30 protein-coding genes are annotated in these 19,571 nt (G+C 48.2%); 13 read left to right on the top strand and 17 right to left on the bottom strand.

Annotation, left to right across the window (positions count from 1 at the left end; translation table 11 throughout):
* Positions 1-98 precede the first annotated feature (98 nt).
* A complete protein-coding gene (locus KNP93_RS09695) occupies positions 99-887 on the top strand; it encodes a hypothetical protein (protein ID WP_214854923.1) in 789 nt (262 codons plus the stop codon).
* A 60-nt stretch (positions 888-947) separates the two neighbouring features.
* Here KNP93_RS09695 and KNP93_RS09700 read toward each other — a convergent pair whose 3' ends face one another.
* The 4 genes from KNP93_RS09700 to KNP93_RS09715 form a co-directional block, all read right to left on the bottom strand.
* The gene (locus KNP93_RS09700; protein ID WP_214854925.1) at positions 948-1,235 is read right to left on the bottom strand and encodes a hypothetical protein; all 288 of its coding nucleotides are present in this window, start codon (positions 1,233-1,235) and stop codon (positions 948-950) included.
* Positions 1,236-1,254: 19 nt separating this feature from the next.
* Entirely contained in the window at positions 1,255-1,671 is a 417-nt protein-coding gene (gene arr / locus KNP93_RS09705) for an NAD(+)--rifampin ADP-ribosyltransferase (RefSeq protein WP_214854934.1), read from the bottom strand.
* Positions 1,672-1,846: 175 nt separating this feature from the next.
* Positions 1,847-2,113, bottom strand: a complete 267-nt coding sequence (locus tag KNP93_RS09710; RefSeq protein WP_214854935.1) for a Txe/YoeB family addiction module toxin — start codon at positions 2,111-2,113, stop codon at positions 1,847-1,849.
* Positions 2,106-2,360, bottom strand: coding sequence for a type II toxin-antitoxin system Phd/YefM family antitoxin (locus tag KNP93_RS09715; RefSeq protein ID WP_114595958.1), 255 nt, complete (start codon positions 2,358-2,360; stop codon positions 2,106-2,108). Before KNP93_RS09715 ends, KNP93_RS09710 begins: the two co-directional genes overlap by 8 nt.
* 160 nt (positions 2,361-2,520) lie before the next feature.
* Here KNP93_RS09715 and KNP93_RS09720 point away from each other — a divergent pair, with 160 nt between their 5' ends.
* Positions 2,521-3,645, top strand: coding sequence for a diguanylate cyclase (locus tag KNP93_RS09720; protein ID WP_214854945.1), 1,125 nt, complete (start codon positions 2,521-2,523; stop codon positions 3,643-3,645).
* Between the two features lie 26 nt (positions 3,646-3,671).
* A complete protein-coding gene (locus tag KNP93_RS09725) occupies positions 3,672-3,902 on the top strand; it encodes a hypothetical protein (RefSeq protein ID WP_214854947.1) in 231 nt (76 codons plus the stop codon).
* Positions 3,903-3,965: 63 nt separating this feature from the next.
* On the opposite strand, the gene KNP93_RS09730 is transcribed toward KNP93_RS09725, so the two are convergent.
* Positions 3,966-4,514, bottom strand: coding sequence for a GNAT family N-acetyltransferase (locus KNP93_RS09730; protein WP_251138749.1), 549 nt, complete (start codon positions 4,512-4,514; stop codon positions 3,966-3,968).
* A gap of 107 nt (positions 4,515-4,621) precedes the next feature.
* On the opposite strand from KNP93_RS09730, the gene KNP93_RS09735 reads away from it, so the two are divergent.
* From KNP93_RS09735 to KNP93_RS09750, 4 genes are all read left to right on the top strand, one after another.
* Entirely contained in the window at positions 4,622-4,831 is a 210-nt protein-coding gene (locus KNP93_RS09735; RefSeq protein WP_214854951.1) for a DUF4177 domain-containing protein, read from the top strand.
* Positions 4,832-4,969: 138 nt separating this feature from the next.
* Positions 4,970-5,257 (top strand): hypothetical protein, encoded by a 288-nt coding sequence (locus KNP93_RS09740; RefSeq protein WP_214854954.1) that lies wholly within the window; start codon positions 4,970-4,972, stop codon positions 5,255-5,257.
* Between the two features lie 129 nt (positions 5,258-5,386).
* Positions 5,387-6,622 (top strand): MFS transporter, encoded by a 1,236-nt coding sequence (locus KNP93_RS09745; RefSeq protein ID WP_214854956.1) that lies wholly within the window; start codon positions 5,387-5,389, stop codon positions 6,620-6,622.
* 110 nt (positions 6,623-6,732) lie between these two features.
* Positions 6,733-7,233 carry a DinB family protein gene (locus KNP93_RS09750; RefSeq protein WP_214854959.1) on the top strand — a complete coding sequence of 167 codons (501 nt, stop codon included), beginning with the start codon at positions 6,733-6,735 and terminating at the stop codon, positions 7,231-7,233.
* Between the two features lie 156 nt (positions 7,234-7,389).
* Here the strand turns inward: KNP93_RS09750 and KNP93_RS09755 are convergent, their stop codons facing one another.
* Both KNP93_RS09755 and KNP93_RS09760 read right to left on the bottom strand, forming a co-directional pair.
* Entirely contained in the window at positions 7,390-7,911 is a 522-nt protein-coding gene (locus KNP93_RS09755; RefSeq protein WP_371819906.1) for a GNAT family N-acetyltransferase, read from the bottom strand.
* Positions 7,912-7,916: 5 nt separating this feature from the next.
* Complete coding sequence (locus tag KNP93_RS09760; protein ID WP_131504034.1) at positions 7,917-8,378, bottom strand: MarR family winged helix-turn-helix transcriptional regulator; 462 nt, start codon at positions 8,376-8,378, stop codon at positions 7,917-7,919.
* Between the two features lie 168 nt (positions 8,379-8,546).
* On the opposite strand from KNP93_RS09760, the gene KNP93_RS09765 reads away from it, so the two are divergent.
* The 4 genes from KNP93_RS09765 (at position 8,547) to KNP93_RS09780 (ending at position 10,326) form a co-directional block, all read left to right on the top strand.
* Complete coding sequence (locus KNP93_RS09765) at positions 8,547-9,089, top strand: hypothetical protein (RefSeq protein ID WP_131504033.1); 543 nt, start codon at positions 8,547-8,549, stop codon at positions 9,087-9,089.
* A 23-nt stretch (positions 9,090-9,112) separates the two neighbouring features.
* The gene (locus KNP93_RS09770; protein ID WP_251138750.1) at positions 9,113-9,334 is read left to right on the top strand and encodes a PLD nuclease N-terminal domain-containing protein; all 222 of its coding nucleotides are present in this window, start codon (positions 9,113-9,115) and stop codon (positions 9,332-9,334) included.
* Between the two features lie 175 nt (positions 9,335-9,509).
* Positions 9,510-9,935 carry a MarR family winged helix-turn-helix transcriptional regulator gene (locus KNP93_RS09775; protein ID WP_214854964.1) on the top strand — a complete coding sequence of 142 codons (426 nt, stop codon included), beginning with the start codon at positions 9,510-9,512 and terminating at the stop codon, positions 9,933-9,935.
* A gap of 19 nt (positions 9,936-9,954) precedes the next feature.
* Entirely contained in the window at positions 9,955-10,326 is a 372-nt protein-coding gene (locus tag KNP93_RS09780; RefSeq protein WP_214854967.1) for a hypothetical protein, read from the top strand.
* 38 nt (positions 10,327-10,364) lie between these two features.
* Here KNP93_RS09780 and KNP93_RS09785 read toward each other — a convergent pair whose 3' ends face one another.
* From KNP93_RS09785 to KNP93_RS09825, 9 genes are all read right to left on the bottom strand, one after another.
* Entirely contained in the window at positions 10,365-10,724 is a 360-nt protein-coding gene (locus KNP93_RS09785; protein ID WP_131504030.1) for a hypothetical protein, read from the bottom strand.
* Complete coding sequence (locus KNP93_RS09790) at positions 10,721-10,939, bottom strand: helix-turn-helix transcriptional regulator (RefSeq protein WP_131504029.1); 219 nt, start codon at positions 10,937-10,939, stop codon at positions 10,721-10,723. Before KNP93_RS09790 ends, KNP93_RS09785 begins: the two co-directional genes overlap by 4 nt.
* Positions 10,940-11,064: 125 nt before the next feature.
* Entirely contained in the window at positions 11,065-11,853 is a 789-nt protein-coding gene (locus KNP93_RS09795; RefSeq protein WP_214854969.1) for an ATP-binding cassette domain-containing protein, read from the bottom strand.
* On the bottom strand, positions 11,850-12,647 hold the full coding sequence (locus KNP93_RS09800; protein WP_214854972.1) for an ABC transporter ATP-binding protein: 798 nt from the start codon (positions 12,645-12,647) through the stop codon (positions 11,850-11,852). Before KNP93_RS09800 ends, KNP93_RS09795 begins: the two co-directional genes overlap by 4 nt.
* Positions 12,648-12,661: 14 nt before the next feature.
* Positions 12,662-13,516 (bottom strand): nickel ABC transporter permease subunit NikC, encoded by an 855-nt coding sequence (gene nikC, locus KNP93_RS09805; protein ID WP_214854974.1) that lies wholly within the window; start codon positions 13,514-13,516, stop codon positions 12,662-12,664.
* On the bottom strand, positions 13,513-14,457 hold the full coding sequence (locus tag KNP93_RS09810) for an ABC transporter permease (RefSeq protein WP_214854976.1): 945 nt from the start codon (positions 14,455-14,457) through the stop codon (positions 13,513-13,515). The genes nikC and KNP93_RS09810 overlap by 4 nt, the downstream gene beginning before the upstream one ends.
* Before the next feature lie 14 nt (positions 14,458-14,471).
* Positions 14,472-16,085 carry a nickel ABC transporter substrate-binding protein gene (nikA, locus tag KNP93_RS09815; protein WP_214854978.1) on the bottom strand — a complete coding sequence of 538 codons (1,614 nt, stop codon included), beginning with the start codon at positions 16,083-16,085 and terminating at the stop codon, positions 14,472-14,474.
* Between the two features lie 182 nt (positions 16,086-16,267).
* Entirely contained in the window at positions 16,268-16,831 is a 564-nt protein-coding gene (locus tag KNP93_RS09820) for a DUF1349 domain-containing protein (protein WP_214854981.1), read from the bottom strand.
* Positions 16,832-16,873: 42 nt separating this feature from the next.
* Positions 16,874-17,245, bottom strand: a complete 372-nt coding sequence (locus tag KNP93_RS09825; RefSeq protein ID WP_131972855.1) for a hypothetical protein — start codon at positions 17,243-17,245, stop codon at positions 16,874-16,876.
* A gap of 60 nt (positions 17,246-17,305) precedes the next feature.
* Between KNP93_RS09825 and KNP93_RS09830 the strand changes: the two genes are divergently transcribed.
* Complete coding sequence (locus KNP93_RS09830; protein WP_214854983.1) at positions 17,306-17,815, top strand: hypothetical protein; 510 nt, start codon at positions 17,306-17,308, stop codon at positions 17,813-17,815.
* A gap of 25 nt (positions 17,816-17,840) precedes the next feature.
* Here KNP93_RS09830 and KNP93_RS09835 read toward each other — a convergent pair whose 3' ends face one another.
* A complete protein-coding gene (locus KNP93_RS09835; RefSeq protein WP_214855003.1) occupies positions 17,841-18,521 on the bottom strand; it encodes a VOC family protein in 681 nt (226 codons plus the stop codon).
* Positions 18,522-18,633: 112 nt separating this feature from the next.
* Here KNP93_RS09835 and KNP93_RS09840 point away from each other — a divergent pair, with 112 nt between their 5' ends.
* A complete protein-coding gene (locus tag KNP93_RS09840) occupies positions 18,634-19,506 on the top strand; it encodes an alpha/beta fold hydrolase (protein ID WP_214855006.1) in 873 nt (290 codons plus the stop codon).
* Positions 19,507-19,571 lie beyond the last annotated feature (65 nt).

The raw sequence follows: 19,571 nt of genomic DNA on the forward strand, positions 1-19,571 counted from the left end.
TATTTTATCTTGAATTAGACGATTTTTCCTTGACGGACCGTTTAAGCTTGCTAGACTGAACAAGAGAACGCTTACACCATATAAAAGGAGTTTTTCTAATGTCACGCCAACAGACCCTGCTCACACGTCTCGACCAGATTGGCCAACAGCTGGAACAAACAAATGACGCCTGGTTATTGCTCGGACTCGGTTCCGTCGGTCGGGAGCTGGAACGGCTTGATGCCTATTCCGACCTCGATTTTTTCGTCATTACGAAACCGGGTCAAAAACAACGGTTCCTCGACCGGCTCGACTGGCTGGAATCCGTTCATCCGCTCAGCTTTATCTTTCAAAATACCGTCGACGGGTTTAAGTTATTGTTCGCGGACGGGATCTACGGGGAGTGTGCGATTTTCGAACTCGATGAGATGCCGGACATCGCTTTTTCCCCGGGACGGATTGTCTGGCAGGATCCAACATTTCCGGGCGTCGACTTGACGGTTTCAAAACAATCACCTCCACCGATCCGGCGCGATACACTCGACTTTGCACTGAACGAAGCCTTGACGAATCTCTATGTTGGACTGTGCCGCTATGCCCGCGGCGAACGGTTGTCCGGTCTCCAGCTGGTCGAACAGCATGCTTTTTCAAACTTGTTGTCGATTCTGCATTTAATCGAGCCGGAAGTCGTCTATTATCCCGACGCCTACGGCAATGAACGCCGGGCCGAGCAACGGTTCCCCCAGGCGCAGGAACGGTTCACCGATGTCCTGCAAGGATACGCCCGCGTCCCGGAATCGGCGCTTGCACTGCTTGACTGGCTCGAACAGATTCTGCCGGTCAATTCCTCGATGGCTGCTGCAATTCGGCGGCTGGCTGCGGAGTGTCAAACGAAACACCCTAATTGAAAGCAGACTCAGTGTCGTTTTAAGGAAGTGGAGTTGTCTTACTGTCGTGCCGTACTCGATTCAGCCAACTTTCCAGAAACCCGTCAAACGGAAAGGCCTGTCGTTATTACAGTAATATCGTTCACCGTCTGGTTCGAGATACAAATTGACGGTATACCCTTCCTGTAAATCGTAACATTCAAGCGATGGTGTGGCGCAGCTAAAGGATTTCTGGCGTGTTTGATGGACTAGCGAACGTCCCGGTTGTCCGTAGACCAGGACATACTGATGCGTTTCCTGCAACAAGGTCGTTTGCCATTCAAAATGAAGTATTCCATCATGCTTAACGGCGTGTACCGTGATCGGCAAATTTCCTCACTCCTTTTATTTAATCCAAAATGACATTTTTCTCTTCCTTCGTTAACTGGGCTAAGGAATCCTTCATTTGAAGAATCGTCTCTTCCGAGTGCCGTTCCCAAACGGCGAGCTCTGCGACGATGAGAAGCGGTTCCTTCGACCGGTAGGACCGTGTCGGATTGCCGGGAAAGCGCTGATCCGTTAAGTTCGGATCATCTTCAAACGGTCCAAGCGGTTCGACGAGATAAATCCGTTCCCGTTCGTCACCTTTGGCAAGCTCGGCTCCCCACTTTGCAGCTTCAAGCGTTGCGGTGAAATAAATATAATTCGAGCGTTTTTCCTGATAGTTAGACAGGTAATTAATTTGTAATTCATCTCCGACTCGTAATACGGCTTTTGTCCCATGCAGAAACGGTCCCTGGTCGAGCACTTTGGTTTGTCCGGTCATTACTGTTCACATCCTTTACTACAATCTTGTTTGTAGTGTAGAACAGAACGAAACGTAAAAGTAGTCTGTTTTCGTCTACAGATTCGCGGTATAATTCCAGTAGAGAAGAATGAAAAACTCCCGACATACGTCACGTTCCGGTTGGAGCGGTGCGTTTTGTTCGGGAGTTTTTCGTTTAATAATGATAACGGCATTGAAGGATTTCCACTTGTTCACTCGTCGACCTGTAAACGAGACGATGTTCCGAGTCAATTCGCCGGCTGTAAAAGCCTTGTAAATTTCCTTTTAATGCTTCCGGTTTGCCTATGACAGTCAAATTGCCGTTTCGTTTTACGTCTTCAATCAGTGTATTGATCCGCTTCAATTTTTTTCTGTCTTCTTGTTTCCAATATAGATAATCTTCCCATCCATGATCCGTAAAAAGTAGACGGACTTTACTCATCAATCAACGTTCTTTCTGTCAGCTTTTTTTGTTCCAGCTGTTCGATTGACTCCAGTAGACGGACTGAATTTTGAGGACTTCGCATTAAATAGATGGTCTCCATCAAACGATTATATTCTTCTTCAGAAAGTAAAACGGCATTTTCGTTATTTTTTCGTGAAATGATGACAGCTTCCTTATCATCATGCACTTGATCTAAAATCTGTTTAAAATTTTTCCGGGCATCACTGTATGTGACAATCGACATCATTAGTTCCTCCTTACGTGGTTTTCTCTATTTTTATTGTACATGATTTCGTACAACTACTCAATCTTCGTTTCTGTTTCCTTTCACAATAGAAAGCCCGGCTCCCTTCCAGATTGACAACTTTTGTCAAAATGGTATCGTAAAAGTATCACGTTCAAGGATGTGGAAAATCATATTCATCGTCGAGCTGCTCGTCAACGCCTGCATCGCGTTTACCGGGTTTTATATGATATCAAAAATCATTCATTCCACCCGATTCTCATCCTATACCGTTAAGTCGCTGATCATTGGTCTTGCGACCGGATTACTCGGGGTAATACTGATGTTCAAGGGCATCCAGGTCAATGAGTCGTTACGGATGGATTTACGTCATTTGCCGCTCGTCCTGCTCGCTTTTTACGGCAGCCGCTTCCCGCTTGTCATTGCCACCTTGATCATCGCCGGTTCCCGGTTTTTGTTTGGTGTGACCCCGCAAGCATTTATTGCCTTTATCGCCATCATTGCCATCAGTACCGGGATGATTTGGATTCATCGCCAACTCCTGAATCAGCCGTTTCGGCAGAATCTCGCCCTCAATGTCTGGGCGCTGTTGATGATTACATTCGCCGTTCTGATTAATTTGGGCTTTAACGATGCCTCGATTCGTCTGTTACTTGCGACCTGGACGATCGGTCTTGCCGTTGGTGTCCTGTCGAGTATGCTGACGCTTGATTTCCAGACATTGAACCGCCAAGTCGAACTGTACAAACAGTCTTCAGAACTTGATCATCTGACTGGACTGTATAACCGACGGGTCTGGGACAGCAGGACAGCAGGACTGGAACAGGAAGGTCGCATTTATAACGTGCTTGCCCTCGACATCGACCACTTTAAACATGTCAACGATACATACGGTCATGGAAACGGGGATCTCGTGTTGCAACAGTTCGCGAATATCCTAATGGAGGAAACGCGTCCCCACGATATCACGGCACGGATCGGCGGAGAGGAATTCATGCTTCTGGTCTATGACCTGACTCCGTCCAAAGTCATCAAAGTCGCGAACCGGATTCGGGAACGAATTGCGAATGAACGGTTCCAACTGGACGGATTTCCTGCCATCACGGTCACAGCTTCCATCGGAATTGCTCACGGAAAACAGATTCACATCCAGCACATGAACGGACTAGCGGACGAAGCCTTGTATACGGCGAAACAGCAAGGAAGAAATCGGGCGATCCTGTTCAATCAGCTCGATCAGCAGAGTATTGCTGCGTCACACTCCTCAACGGAAACAAGGACTTAACTACATACTATTGGAGGTTTTACTTAATGTACGAACCAAAACGGGAGTTCATCACGACTTCGGAAACGATTCTTTTTGTCAGTAGCCTATTCATGTGGATATATGTGATCCAATACTTCGGTGCGGTCGATTCTGCATGGTGGATCTTGCCAGCAGTAACATTCGTATTATTTTTACGTTCGTTTATTGGCAGACGGGTCGATTTGAGTTTTAACTGGGTGGAGGAAGAAGAAGCACGCAAGTCCGAACAAAAATAACGCAAATCAAACAACAGCCCGGCTTCTCCGCTTGTTCAGGAGAAAGACCGGGCTGTTGTTCATTCACTGCTCTAAATAACGTTCCCGCGTCAAGACCATCAGAATCGACTCGACTCGTCGTCCGTCAACTTCGAAATCGTCCTCTTCTACACCGGACACTTGAAAACCCAATTTTTCATAGACGTGCCGCGCCCGCGGATTAAAGTCAAAAACGCTTAACGTCAAGCGATCAAGCGATGTCTGTTGGAACAGGTAATCAATCAGCAACCGGGTCGCTTCCGTTCCAATCCCGCGGTTTCTGCCGGCTTCCCCAATCAGAATCCGGAAGTTCATGCTGTGGTCGCTTGACTGATACTCATTGACGACGACCTCTCCGACCAGCGTGCCGGTTGCTTTGTCGATGACTGCCAAATCCAGACGATCCGGCTGGTCATGTCTCGTTCCATACCAGGTTTTAAGTGTCTCCCGGTCAAAATCTGCTTCACTTCTGGTCAGTTTAAGGACTTCCGGATCTCGCAAACATTGTTCGATCAAAGGGAGATCTTTTGCTGCAAACGGCCGGAGGATGGTCGTGGTTCCTACTAAGGTTGGTTTTATTGTTAAATGAATCATCAGTTTCTCCTTATCATTCTTTTTTAGCCTCAAACTAACCGATTCCTGGGAACCTTTTCCTTTTTCCGGACGTAAGGAATGATAACGCACTTTCAGGAGGAGATAGTATGTATGAATATCAATATATCCGGATTGACTTCAAACGATTGTCCGGAAATCCAAAAGAAGATTACCGGGAAGTCATCAATCAACAGGCGGAAAAGGGTTGGCGGTTCGTTCAGCTTATCGCTCCGGATTTCGTGACGTCCGGTGTCGGTGTCGGAACCTATTACGAACTCATTTTTGAACGTCCGTCTTCTTTAAGCCGTAACAGATGAGGACTTGTCCTTATCCATTATACAAGACATGCAAATCAAAAATGACACTTCCTTACAATTTTGTACGTTTTATTTACAATTCCTGTCCTTTATACTGGATGTATTCTAACCGTATACAAAAAAGGAGTAATGTTCTCTATGAAATTCCCCAAATGGCTCCTTTACCTCGGTGCACTTCCGACGTTCATTTTTTCCTTTTATGCCATCACGAATCCATCCTTTCGCGCTGATATCGCAGGATCGTTACCGATTGCAGCCCCTGTCCTTGCTGTCATTCTTACTTTATTTGTCGGCTACTGGACCCTGTTCTTCATTTTTGTGAACGGCCTCCGCCGTCACCTCGACCTAGTCGTTTTGTCAGCCCTGTTGCTGATTTGTTTTCTGTTAACGAGTTTGTTTGCGACACTCGACTATTTCCTCACGTAATGGATGTACCCCAGCCATCTTCCGGATGGCTTTTTCCATTTTCTTCTTGCTTTCCATTCAACTGTCCCTTAGTATCAATTGTAATAAATTTCTATATATTCAAAAAAAACATTTAGGGGATGATGATGTATGCACGGAACCTGGAAACACCCTGCTTTATTGTTGTCGAGCGTCGGCATCTCCAATCTCGGGGCATGGGTGTATTTTATCGCTCTGAACCTGATTGTCCTCGAACGGACGAATTCAGCGTTCGCTGTCTCGATTCTCTACATGCTTGTCCCGATTGCCGCCCTGTTATCAAGTTTTTGGTCCGGCACGGTCATCGATCGCGTCGATAAACGAAATCTGATGGTGCTGCTTGATGTGTCCCGGGCCATCTTGATTGCCGTCTTACCGTGGATCGACTCGTTATTCGTCTTGTATACACTGGTTTTCTTCATCAATATCGGTAGCTCGTTGTTTGAATCGGCTTCTCTGATCTACATGACGAAACTCGTCTCGAAAACCAACCGGCAACGGTTTAATGCCTTAAAAAATTTCATACAATCCTGCGGCTTCATTCTTGGACCTACGATTGCCGGTCTCTTGTTCCTCGTCGGCTCCCCGACGTTCGCCATCTATCTGAATGCCGGTGTACTTGGTCTGTCGGCACTGATTCTGTTTTCCCTGCCGGATATCGAAAAACAAGCAATGATTTCCGGTGCCGAGAGGCTCAGTTTCAGCATGATCGTCGCCGACTGGAAAGAAACGTTCCGTTATGCACGCAAACACCGTTACATTACGCTTGTTTATGCCCTGTTCTGCGTGATGACGATTTTCATGTCCGGGCTCGATTCACTCGAAGCAACGTTCGCGACCCGGGTCCTTGATTTTTCCGAGAGTACATACGGCTTTCTCGTCAGTATCGCCGGGCTCGGCATCATTGCCGGTTCACTCATTAACGCGATGTGTACGAAATGGCTCAGTTTACGTTTCCTGATCGGCTTCGGAGCCATCGCGACACCGGTCGGCTATCTCATCTTTGCGACGGCGACCGATTTCAGTTTCGCGGCAATCGGTTTTTTCCTGCTGACGTTTGCGTTATCGTTCGCGAATACCGGATTCTTGTCGTTTTATCAAAACAATGTCCCCGTTTCAATCATGGGACGATTCTCCGGCGTCATCAATGTCGCGGAATCCATCTTGATCATCGGACTGACGTTGTCGATCGGTCTTTTAGCCGAAACGTTTTCAATCCGGTCAACCTATGTCGTCTGCTCACTCGGCTTTTTCCTGATTAGTCTCGTGTCGTTACCGATCGTCTTTAAACGGACCAAACAAACGCTGTATGCGATGACGGTCGACGACGAAATCAAAGCATCTTGAACCGGACAGGTCAACGGGGAATGATTCCTTGTTGCTCTGTTTTTTCGTCCAGGCGACAACCGGACATGCTATAGTCAAGAAAATGGGTATCCGCTGAAGGAGGGATTTACATGACGGGAATCGACTGCCTGTTGTATCTGCATCACGAACTGGACCGGTATACCGAAACCGAATTACATTACATTTCGCAACCCGGTGTCTGGTCGCTTGGTCAAATGTATGATCATATTTTACTTGTCGCCCATGAATATATGGACGAAGTCGAAATCTGTGCTTCGCTGACGACCGATACAGCGGACGGTAAAACACCGTTCGGAGAAGAATTATTCCGTCAAAATGCCTTTCCACCCGTCAAAATCAGACTGCCGGACGAAATGAACGCCCCGCCGGACAATACGGACAAAAGGAATCGCTTAAAAGAACGTCTGCTTGAACTGATTGAACGGATGGAAGACTGGTCGAAACGGCTCGATCACATCGAACCGCAACGGAAAACAAGACACGGTGGTTTCGGTTCGTTGAATGCGCAGGAATGGTATCAACTGATCGACATGCACACCCGGCACCACTTCCGGCAAAAAAAAGAGTTGGAACAGATTCTTCTAAGCTGACGGTTATTTCACAGTATTTAAGGCCAGGAAGCCCACTGCTTCAGTGGTGGGAGTGTCAGATAAATACTATGTCTTATACTAAAACCTCCCGATGCCATGATCCGGGAGGTGTTTTTGAGGGCTTGCTATTTTTGACTGATATGAGTTCGTTTCGTTTTACAATGTCTTTGTCAGGACCAAATCGATTTGTTTATCTTCTCCCATATAGAATGCGTGTGCTCCGGTTTGGACAAAACCAAAACGTCGATAAAAGCGTAACGCCCGGTGATTTTCTTCCCACACCCCTAACCAGACTTGCTCCATCCCCTGTGCTTGAGCAATCTCGAATGTTTTCTCAAGCAACTGCTTTCCAAGACCTGTCCCCTGATATGCTGAACGGATATAAATCCGTTCGAGTTCCAACGACTTCCCTTTCGTCGGCTCAGTTTGAGCTTCTCCGATGTTCAGCTTTAAATAGCCGGCAATTTCCTCATCACTTTTAATAAAATAGAAAAACGAATCTGAACGTTCAAGCTCCCCTGTTAATTTTTCGAGTTTATAGGATTGGTTGAGATAATCCTCTAGATGTTGCGGATCATTTTGGGAACCAAACGTCTCCGAAAAGGTTTCTATGCTAATCGCCTGTAACGTTCTGACATCCTTGACGTCACAGCGGACAAACTCAATCGTTTCTTTCACCCTGTTCACTCCTTCAAATAATGTCGAGTTCCACCTTTTTTGACAAAGTCCCATTCCCGCTCGATATTTTCACGGACGCGCTCCGTCAACTCCAGTAACCGGGCTTGTTCTTCTTCACTCAAACCAGCTAAAGCAACCCCTTTCGAATAAGCGTGTTCCTGAAGAATCACCGGACACGTTGCCTGTCCTTTTGCAGTTGCATACAGTTTTTTGATTTTTTTGTTCACGACATCCGGTCGTTTTTCGATGAATCCGGCTTTTTCTAATTTTTGAATCGATCGGGCGGCTGTCGTCCGGTCCACGAGAATCAGTTCAGCCAGTTTTTCCTGAATGATTCCTGGATTTTCACAAATCCGGACAAGATAAATGTATTGTCCTTTTGTCAGTTCCAGCTCTTTGAATTCAACATTGCTGATGGAATCGAGTGCCCGCGCAATCATTCCAATTTCACGTAATATTTCTCCCATATCGTCTCCTTTTTTTGTCTGAAGAATTATATAACTTTATTATATTGTTTTTTGTTGCAAATGCAACATATTTTAATTTGTATGATTTTGTTAAAAACCCTTTCATCCAATTGACAAAAAGTGTATATTAAAATCATCTATTCGTTTAAAGGAGGATCTACCTACCCCGTGAAATTCTTTAGAACAAACCGGACCAAAGAGTTGTCATGGATTCCGGAGCAGGAATGGCAAACCGTCTGCGCCAAACGATCCATTCAAATCCAGCAGCATCCGAACGAACAACTCGTCGGTCTTGCTTACAATAATCAACAGCAGGTCGTTCAAGTGACACGTAACATTCATGCACCGCTGTTCAGTTATTACGTGACGTTACTGGAAAATCGTCACACGCATAAAACGGTTTTATCGAAACGGTCGCATATGACGATTCAACACTTGTCGACACGTCTATTCGACTCGAATGAATTTGCTGAATTCAGCTTGCTCGACATCCATGTCCGCGAGGAAGGTCTTGGCGAACGTGGTTTACTGCTCGAATCGCTAATTCATGATATTCAACATAAATATACCCATTATCGGGTCAGCGGAGACTTTACCGCCATTTCTTACGGTGGACGCGTCTCTGCCGAATGCTTTACCCGTTACGGCTTTACAATTGAACAGGATCGGTTGATTTTAAAAAATTTTCATGACCGACTGTTCGTCAGCTAATCATGGCTCAGGAGGTAACTGGTTTGGATTTAATCAACCGAAAGTGGTTCAACAATATTGTCCACATGCTTGGATTCTTTTTAATGGTCACGGCTTATCGAGACTTATGGAAACGTCCGAAGACACGCGGTCCCAAATGGCTTTGGGGCATCCTGATTTTTCTCGTTAATTATCTTGGACCGATTTTCTATTTGGTTTGGGGACGGCATGTCCCGACACCGAAAATAGCATCGCGTGTCAACTAAAAAAGCATCCTTCGTCCACCCGGTTGTCGGGTCAAACGAAGGATGCTTTTTTATCAGGCGCAAGTGGTAGGAGATCAACCGATTTTGTGTTAATTTGAATATATGAAACCGCTTGATAATCAACAGCGGCTTTCATTATTTTACCGTTTATTCGGTGACAGAAAAGAGGGATCTGATGACTTCACACCTGTCTACTCCATCCTACCGTCATTGGCAGGCCATCCAAAAACTGCATCACCGCTATATGAAGGAAGTCAACGCGGTCCTGAAAGATTGGGGCTTATCGAAATCACAGTTCGATATGCTTGATACGTTATACCGGGAACAAAGTGCGACACAAAAATCACTCGAGACGACACTTGAACTGTCGAGTGGTGCCATCTCCCAAACCTTAAAAAAACTATTCGAACTTCACCTCATCACCCGCAAACGAATCGATCGGGAAAAACGGTTGGTCTTGACACCGTCAGGCGAAACGATCGTCCAGGAATCGTCCCCTGTCGTCGAAGTCATTCATGAACAGTACTTCAAACAGTTTACGATGGATGAGCATGAGTCGTTTGACCGTCTTCTCCATAAGATGCAAAGCAATCATTTTTAATCCGGAAGGAGCTCTTCCAATGATTCTTCGACATTTTACACACCGCCGCTTTTTACCGGCCATCGTCGCCCGCGGCGGGCTGTCCGTAAAGGATACAGGTGGACACTACTTACAATTCGAATTGAACCCTCCGAGTGACCGGTTGTTACAGACGATGCATGACACACGCTCTTCCGGTGAACTGACGTGGGACGAGACGGATACCGTTGCGCTTGACTTCGATTTCGTCAAGATGCAGGCGGCAGACATTGAAGTCCTTGAGCAAGTAAAGGATGTTATATGGAACGTCGACCCTGACTCAAGCGTCGGTCCCTCCCGCTTCGTCAAAAGCTTTTTATCGCTCGGCTACTTGACGGAAGAATCACGAGAACAGTTATCCGAATACTACTGAAGAACAGGTCACTTGATCTGTTCTTTTTTGGTTCACCTTCAGCTTCGTCGACTGTACATAAACAGCGTCACCGGGAACGTCATGACTTGAATGAACAGCACACACAATAGTGCAGTTAGGACATCTTCGATGATTCCCCACTGCACGAGCATGACTACCGCAAACACATAGAGGATACTCAACGCATATGACACCTGACCACTTTTCATCTTAATCGCTTCTTGCCGCTCGTCATACGTATCAGCGGAAGGAAAGACGAATTCAATCGCCAATTGACTGATTCCGACGAGGATGAGGATGATACTGTGCGGGCTCGGTCCATCAACAAGAGTCAGATAGGTGCCGTAGACAAGTAGAATGGCGAACAGTACCCGATTAATCAAAGGCATTCGTTTCATTTAACATCATCTCCTTTTTTCTTTGCTTCTGGTCTGAAAATCGTTTCGATCGGACAATCAAACAGAGCAGCGATTGAAAACGCCAGCTCGAGCGACGGATTATAACGCTCTTTTTCGATGGAGATAATCGTCTGCCTTGATACACCCAGTGCTTTAGCGAGTTCGCCTTGCGACCACTGACGGGCTTCCCGTAACACCTTCACGCTATTCTTCATTCCTGTCACCTCTCGCTTCCAATAATAGGTAAAGTGAATCCTTGTGTCAAGTTTCCTTTACAGGCAAGATAAAAGAAAAACCACTCAACCGTCTCGATTGAATGGTCAATGACACATCAGAAATCCTATTTCCGGATCGTCCGGTACCGTGGATGTGTCGCGAGCACCGCATGTCGGATCGCTTCGACATGTCCATCCGTCGCTTCCGTAAACGATTGGAGCGTCGGATAATCACCGACCAGCTGACCGTGATCCAAAATCACGAACCGGTCGCTCAGCGTCTGCGCCGCCTGGACATCATGCGTGATGAAGACGTAGGCGAGACCAAGCGTCGCTTTTAACTCCCGTAACAAGTCGAGAATCATCGCCTTGTTGACCATGTCGAGACTGCTGACGGCTTCATCCAGGATAATCAGCTTCGGATTCGTCGCAATCGCGCGGGCGATGCAGATCCGTTGCAACTGTCCGCCGCTGAACTGATGCGGATATTTCTTCAAATCCGCTTCAGTCAGTCCGACCTGTTCCAGCAAGGTGATGAGCCGTTGCTCGAGTGCATCCGGCGTCAAACGCAGGAAGTTCGTCAACGGCTCGGCAATGATTTGTCCTGCTGTGAGTTTCGGATTGACGGCAGCAAATGAATCCTGAAAGACGACCTGGATGTCCTGCCGTGAAGACAGATTCTGATAGATATCCTGTCCTTCAAACAGCACCTGTCCCTCTTTCGGCCGCTCAAGTCCGAGCAGAATCCGTCCGAGCGTACTTTTACCGGCACCGCTCCGGCCGAGTAGGCCGAGGCACGTCCCGGCTTCAAGTGTCAGCGAGACATCCTGTAAGACGGTCTGCTCCGGCTGCCGCGACAAAAAACGCTGATTGCCGTACCGGTGCGAGACGTGTTTGATCTGCAGAAGACTCATGCGTTCATTCCTCCCGCCTGAAGACCGTGCTGTTCTAGCAACCGTCGTGTATACGGATGTTGCGGCCGGTCGAACAAATCAAAGACATCCGCCTGTTCGACGATTTCCCCTTCCCGCATGACGAGAACGTGATCCGCCATTTCAGCGATGACGCTCAAGTCGTGAGATATCAACAGAATCGCCGTGTCGTATGTCGCCCGGACTTTCTCCAGATAATACAGCACCAGCTTTTGATTGTAGACGTCAAGCGCCGTCGTCGGTTCGTCGGCAATCAGGACATGCGGACGCAGGCAAACCGCAAGCGCAATCATGACCCGTTGTAACATCCCGCCGCTCAGTTCGAACGGATAGGCTTTTAAAATCCGGTCCGGCTGTTCAAGATTGACTTCAAGCAGCGCTTCAATCGCCCGCTCCTTCGCTTCGCGTTTACTGCACCGATCGTGTGTCCGGATCGTTTCCACCAATTGATGACCAATCGTGAAGACCGGCGTGAAGGCACTCATCGGATTTTGCATGATGAAGGCGATTTGACCGCCGCGGACACGACGAAGCGTCCGGTCGGACAATGTCATCAAATCGGTCGCATCGAGCAGAATCCGTCCCGATTGACGGATGACCTTTTCATCGAGCAGCCGCAACAGAGCGAGACTCGTCACGGTCTTCCCGCATCCGCTCTCACCGACCAGTCCGGTGATTTGTCCGGCTGCGAGCTGAAACGAGATATTTTGGACGAGCGGCTGACCGTACGCGATCGTCTCAATCGTCAGGTGTTCGACAGATAATACAGGTTTCATCCGGGTGCCTCCTTTCATTTCGATTGTTTGTTCACACCGAACCGTTCCGATAACGATTCACCGAGCAGGTTAAAGCTCGCAATGACGAGCATGATCAGCAGACCCGGGTAAATCATCAGTTCCGGATTCGTCCGGATATACGATTTACCTTCGTGAATCATCGCTCCCCATTCCGCTCCCGGCGACTGGACGCCCAGACCGAGGAACGACATCGCCGAGATATCCATGATCGCCCAGCCCATCTCGAGCGTGCCGATGACGAGCAACGGCGGCAGGATGTTCGGCAACAGATGAATCCGGAAGATTTTCCAGTGCGAGGAGCCGTTGACGCGTGCCGCAGCGATGAAGTTCTTTTCCTTCAGCGTCATGACAAGACCTCGGAACATCCGGGCATAGTAAACCCACTGGACAAGCATCAGGGCGATGATGACCTGTTTCAGTCCCGGTCCGAAAATTCCGACGAGACCGAGGACGAGAATCAGACTCGGGAACGCCATCACACCGTCACAAAACCGCATCAGCAGTTGGTCGACCCAGCCGCCGATGTAGCCGGCCAGTGTACCGATCAACAAACCGATCAACAGCGACGACGCAAAAATCAGGACGGCAAATCCGAGCGATACCCGGGCGCCGTATAACAGACGCGATAACGTACAGCGTCCGAGGTGGTCGGTCCCGAGCGGATACGTCCAGGACGGGTCCTGCAGTTTCACCGCCAGATTGACGAGATACGGATCATGCGGCGCAAGCCACGGTGCGGCCAGTGCCGCGAGAAACAGCAGACCTAAAAAAACAGAACAGCCGATCAAAATCAACCGTTGGTTCGACAGGCGGTCCAGCAGACGTGGTCGTCCGAGCGGCACATTCATCGTCTGTTCCCTCCTTTCCGGGCAATCCGCGGATCGATTGCCAGTTGCAACAAATCAACGAGCAGACTGCTGCCGATAAATAATAAAGCAGCCAGGAACACATACCCTTGAATGATCGGCATATCCCGGTCAAAAATCGCTTCGATGAAATAACGGCCAAATCCTGGCCAGGAGAAGACGGTCTCGACGATGATCGTTCCCGTCAACAGTTTCCCGAGATTCATGCCGAGTCCGGTGATCATCGGAGGAATCGCGACCCGTAAGACGTGTTTCCCGAGGATGACCGTTTCACGGATTCCGCGTGTCCGGGCAAACTGGACGTACGGTTCGCGCATCGTCTCGATGACACTTGTCCGCAACAGCCGTGTGTAAAGGGCAATCAACGGTAACGCAAGCGTGATCGCCGGTAAAATGACGTGACTCGGACTGCCGATGCCGCCGACCGGTAACAAATCGAGCTGGACGGCAAAAAAGAAAATCAGCAGATAGCCGAGCCAAAATGACGGAATCGACGCACCGATGAAAGCAATCACCCGGCTGAGATGATCAAAAAAGCCGTTTTTGCGAATACCGGCGAGAAAACCGAGCGGAATGCTGACGATGATCGCCAGAAATAGACTGGTCGTCGCCAGTTGCAATGTCGCCGGCAATCGCAGAATGACTTCGTCCAGTACCGGTTTTCCCGAGACATAGGACGTTCCGAAATCAAACCGGGCCAGCCGGGCGACTGTCGTCACGTATTGTGTCAAAAAGGATTGATCGAGTCCGAACTCGGCCCGTTTCTGGGCGAGCACTTCTTCTGTCGGTTGAATATGGGCGGCAGACAGATAGGCTTCCGCCGGATCAACAGGTGACAAATGAATCATTGCCGTCAGCAGTAAAATCGCGAGGAGCAGAATCGGAATGACCGACCCGACCCGTTTGAGAATATAGACGCCCATTCCGTTCACCTCCCTTATTTAATGCCGATTTGTGCGAACGGACTTTCATCGCGGTTTGCCGCAAACTTGAAGTTCGTGACATCCGACTGGTAAATCGCCATCTTCTTCAAATACGAGATCGGGACGAGAGCACCTTGATCTTGCAGCGACGGCAGAATTTCGGCATACATCGCCTGACGTTTCGTTTCATCCGTCGTTTTCAGGACATCTTTCATCTCTTTCAATAACTGATCCTTGTTCGGGTAAGCGGAAATTGCTTCTTTGAAGCCGAATCCGTCAGTCCCGATGATATTAACGAACGTGTGCGGATCATATGGTGCACCGAAGTTACTGTACATGTTGATGTCAAACTTATTGTCTTTGAAACGCTGGACCTGGTCCGGCAGCTCGACACCGACGATCTTCAGATCGACGCCGATATTCGCCCACTCCGATTGTAACGTCTCCGCCATCGCTTTTTGGACAAGTTCCGCTGCATCGTACATCATCTCGACCTGTAACGGTTGACCGTCTTTTTCGCGGACCTTTTTCCCGTCCGGCAGTTTCCAGCCGGCTTCGTCGAGTAGCGTTTTAGCCTTTTCGACATCAAAGTCCCGTTTTTCAACGTTCAGTTTTGATGTATACGGCAGGTTCGGCGGCAGGATGAAGTCAGCCGGTGCTTCAAGACCGGATGTAATACCTTCAACGAGTGTCTTTTTATCAAAACCGTATTGCAGGGCTTGACGGACGCGTTCGTCTGCCAGCTGTTTTTTCTTCGTGTTCATGATCAACAGACGTGTCGCAACCGGCTCCGACATCGTCGTCTTGTAAGATTTTGTTGCTTTCAGTTGATTATAGGCGTCAACACTGATCGCCCCTTCTCCGAAAATCAAATCGATGTCGCCTTTTTCAAAAGCGAGTACGCGGCTTTCGGCATCCGGAATGATGTCGACCTTGATTTTTTTCACTTTCGGCTTCGGTCCCCAGTAGTTTTTGTTGACCTTAAACGTCGCATATTGATCCACCTTATACTCGTCGAGCACCCAGGGACCGGTTCCGACTTCTTGTTCGACACCTTTTGACGTGTCGCCGTTTTTCGGGAAGCCCGCTTCGCCGAGGAATCGGACCGGACGGACGACCGCCAGTTCCTGAATCGTCGGATAGTACGCTTCCGATAAGGTCATCCGGAACGTCTGCTTGTCGACAGCTTCCGTTTTTTCGATTTTGGAGATGAAGCCAAGCCAGCTATGTAAGGCTTTGTTTTTAAGGACTGCATCAAAGTTCTTTTTGACGATCGTCGCATCAAACGTCGAACCGTCCGAGAACTTCACATCGTCACGCAACGTGAACGTATACGTTTTGCCGTCTTTTGAAATGTCCCATGATTTCGCGAGGAACGGTTCGAGCTTTCCGCCTTCCGCGTAATGGACGAGCGGCTCATAGACCATCGACTGGGCAAACAGTTGCGACGGGTTATAGACATGCGGATTCATCTCGCCGATGTCACGCGGCCAGGCCATCGTTAACGTATCTTTATTTTTCTTATTGTCAGAACCTTCGTTCGGGTTCGAACAGCCGAACAACAGTGTCGTAATCGAGAGGATGGAAACAGCTTGAATAATGGATTTCTTACGGCGTGAAACGTTCATAGTAAACAAAACTCCCATTCGTATTGATAATCATTTTCAATTGTAAGAGTCCGTGCTAAGAATTGTCAATGGATAATCGGTGAAAGTGTTGATTTTGCTGTGTTTTAAGACGTTTTAATCTGATCATCCATAAAAGAAAGCACTCATCAAATGGCATGAGTGCTGAACGGTTCTAATTCTTTTCATTTGGTCCGGCAGTCAAACGCCAATACTTCGACGTCACAGCCTTGCCCCTCAAGATTCGGACTGCAGGCATACGGTCCGACTTTCCAGTCCCCTTCCGCATGCAGATGGGCAATCCGTAGCTGCTCCTTCGTCTCACCGTCAACGAAGTACAGTTCGACGTCCTGCTGATTGCAGACCAACTCAAACGTCAACGGATGATCAAAGACCGTGTTGTCGATATCCCGCGATGACCAGTCGGAATAACCGAATGATGTGACAACGGCTCCGAGATGCGATTTTCCATCCGGAATGAATTCCGCTGAAACTTTTAACCAGTTGTCATCGTTTAAATAGAGAAGGATCCCCGCCTGATCATACGTTAGACGCGAGTGCAGCTTCACTTCGATCCGGCAGGAAAAAGATACTGCCGGAATCGGTTTAAGTAAGGCATGTCCCGTCATCCGGTTAAATTGATAGTACGTGTTGCGCCAAAAGTCGGTATCGCCCTCTGTCGTGAACTTCAATTGTTGTTGATTGTCGATTGCAGACGGTTGGTTGAGCCATTCGTAATCTTGCCACATGGTGATTCCTCCTATTTTTACAGGTTAGCGCGCTATAACTCGCTAGTCATTTCTCATACGTTCGAACTCTAGATGCTCAGGCGACCCATCATTGGATGAATCCAAAAAACCGTGTCCCCAATATGCTGCTGTGTATTTGCCGTCTTTTTTCTTTACATTGAATAGATAAGATGTTTTTGGTTCGTCCTCTAAAATTATGTCATATGCGTATCCGAATTTCCAATACTGACCTTTTATTTGATAATCTTCTTTTTCTAAACCAAATTCTTGTTTCAGCTGGCCTTCTAAATACAGTTGGTGCAACACCTTTTGATGATAGATAAACAAAAAGCAAGATATAAAAGCAAGAAGAATGCTAAGTAAGATCAACCGCCCAATCCGCCATTTGCCGTTTGCTTTCCAAAAGTTCGTCATCGGCTCTTCTTTCCTCCTGTCTCTACGTATGATACGGTACGAATAAGGAAGATATTGTTAATGCAAGTTCCTACTCTTACGAAAGAAGTGATTCACTTGAAAAAACATCTTCTGAGCCTCTGTTTCCCGGTCGTCTTTTTAATCGTTCCGCTTTGGGCCGGTCAACTTTCGCCGCTCTTACAGGCACTCTTTTTCCTGATGTTATTCATCTCAATCTGTCTGTCACTACATACGGCCTGGACGTTACTCAGCCCACGTATTCCGAACTGGACGGCCCGCGTCAACAGGATTCATCCGGCGCTTGGTATCTTGCTTGGTCTCGTTCTCCTGGCAGCGTTCGGCTATCTGTTTTTCACCGTCTTTTCGCTCGTCACGTTCGGAATCATCCAAAGTGTCCTGGCGATTGTCCTGATGTACATCGGCCTGGCGATTTTTGTCTTCCTCCTCAGCTGTTTCGTCGAAGGAATCACGCGTCAAGCCAAAGACTCGCTGTTTCAGCCCGTCTTGATTTTTGTCTCGGTTTCTTATGTCGTCTTGACGACGTTCGGGATTTTACAGCTCATCGCTTAACCCCTTAACCCGTCTCCGAACGGGTTTATTTTTCGTGGTGCAAGATCCCCTCTGCATCCAGCCGGACGTGCAGATTTCCGTCAAGTTCGAGAATGAGCGGACTCGTAATGGCCGGTTTCGGTGAGAACAACCATGTCCGGTCTTCTCGCCCGAGCAACAGATGGGTCCCGTCTTCCGGTGCTCCGAGGAAGTTCAGGAAGTCGATGTTAATCGGTTGATGGTAGCGGTGAAAGACACCAAGCTCGGCGAATTTTGCTCCGACACCAGCTACGTCCGGCGTCGTGACGTTCATTTCACCGATGTCAAGAATGTTCTGTTCGGTAAACGTTTCAAGCGACTTGTCCGGATTGACATCATGCCGGGCAATCAGTTCGACGACGTTTTCGTCCGGATCATAAAAGTAAACGGAATGGGCATTGATATTTTCAAAATAGATTTCGTTTTTTCCATCCTCGATCAGTAACGGGACACGTTGTTGCAACCAGTCTTTCGCAAGTTGGAAGGCATCCCCCGGAACATTAAACGCAAAGTGGTATTGTTTCGGTTGCTGTGTCGTATCGAGCTCGAAGCGAAGCTGACTCGTTCCGATTTGCACCGCAAATGTCGTTTTCGTCTCTTCGACGAGTGGAAAACCGAGTGTCGTCGTGTAAAAGTCCTGCATCGGTTTTAACTCATTCGTCCAAAGTGTCGCTACTGTAATTTTCATCTTCCTTCTCCTTCGTCATCACTTTAAATTGATTAGCTTTAGTATACAATAAATGATGTATAATACTGGTTAAAAAGTAAGTACATACCTATTTAGAAACGGAGGCAGAAAGATGAAACGTTATACACTGGAATGCGGCGGTATTTCAACACAGATTACCGAATGGGGCGAAGCGGACCGCCCGGTCATTTTTTGCCTGCATGGTCTCGGCGGAACGAGCCTCAGCTTCATTGAACTAGCGGACGCCTTACAAGATACGTACCGGATCGTCTCGATTGATGCACCCGGTCATGGAAAAACCGAACCGTTTCCGGACGAGCGCGACTATCGGTTCGCCCGGTTCTACGATTGGCTGAACCGGCTGTTTGACCAGCTGCACATCGAGGACTTTTATTTCCTCTCGCACTCTTGGGGCAGCTTCATCGCACTTTTTTATCAGAAGGAACAGCGAGAGCGGGTCCTCGGATCCATCCTGCTTGACGGTGGATATCAGAGCAAACGGTTACGCGGGACACCACTCGAACAGGAATCTGCGTTTTACGAGACGGATTTTGAAGAATCCGTCGCGACCTGGGAAGAATTCCGGGACGTTGCCGTTTACGGACCCAAGATGCGCCGGTCACCGCTGCTTGACTTAGCCGGAAAGGATTTCGTCCGGATGCAGGACGGGCGATACTACTGGCATGCCCGGGCAAAGACGGCGCGTGCGATTCTGACCGCGATGTACCAGGACGAAATTCTCGATTTCCTCGACGACGTCCCCGGTGACAACCTGGTGTTACTCCGTGCGACGTTACCTGTCTCCGATGAGCCGTTCCGGCAAGAAGCGATTACCCTATGGCAGGAGAAAACCGGTGGAACCGTCGTGTCTGCTCCATCGACGTCCCATATCATTCACTGGGATGATCCGGAATTCGTACTGCAGGTCATTCGGGAATACTGGACGAACTCCCTTGCCGTCAACGAACAACACACTAACATTTGAAAAGATGGACTGATTAAAAAACGACTCCCTACTCATGAGGAGTCGTTTGCTTTGTCTATTCTTCG

The sequence above is a fragment of the Exiguobacterium sp. s166 genome (assembly GCF_018618855.1).
In the GTDB taxonomy this organism is placed as follows: Bacteria; Bacillota; Bacilli; order Exiguobacteriales; family Exiguobacteriaceae; genus Exiguobacterium_A.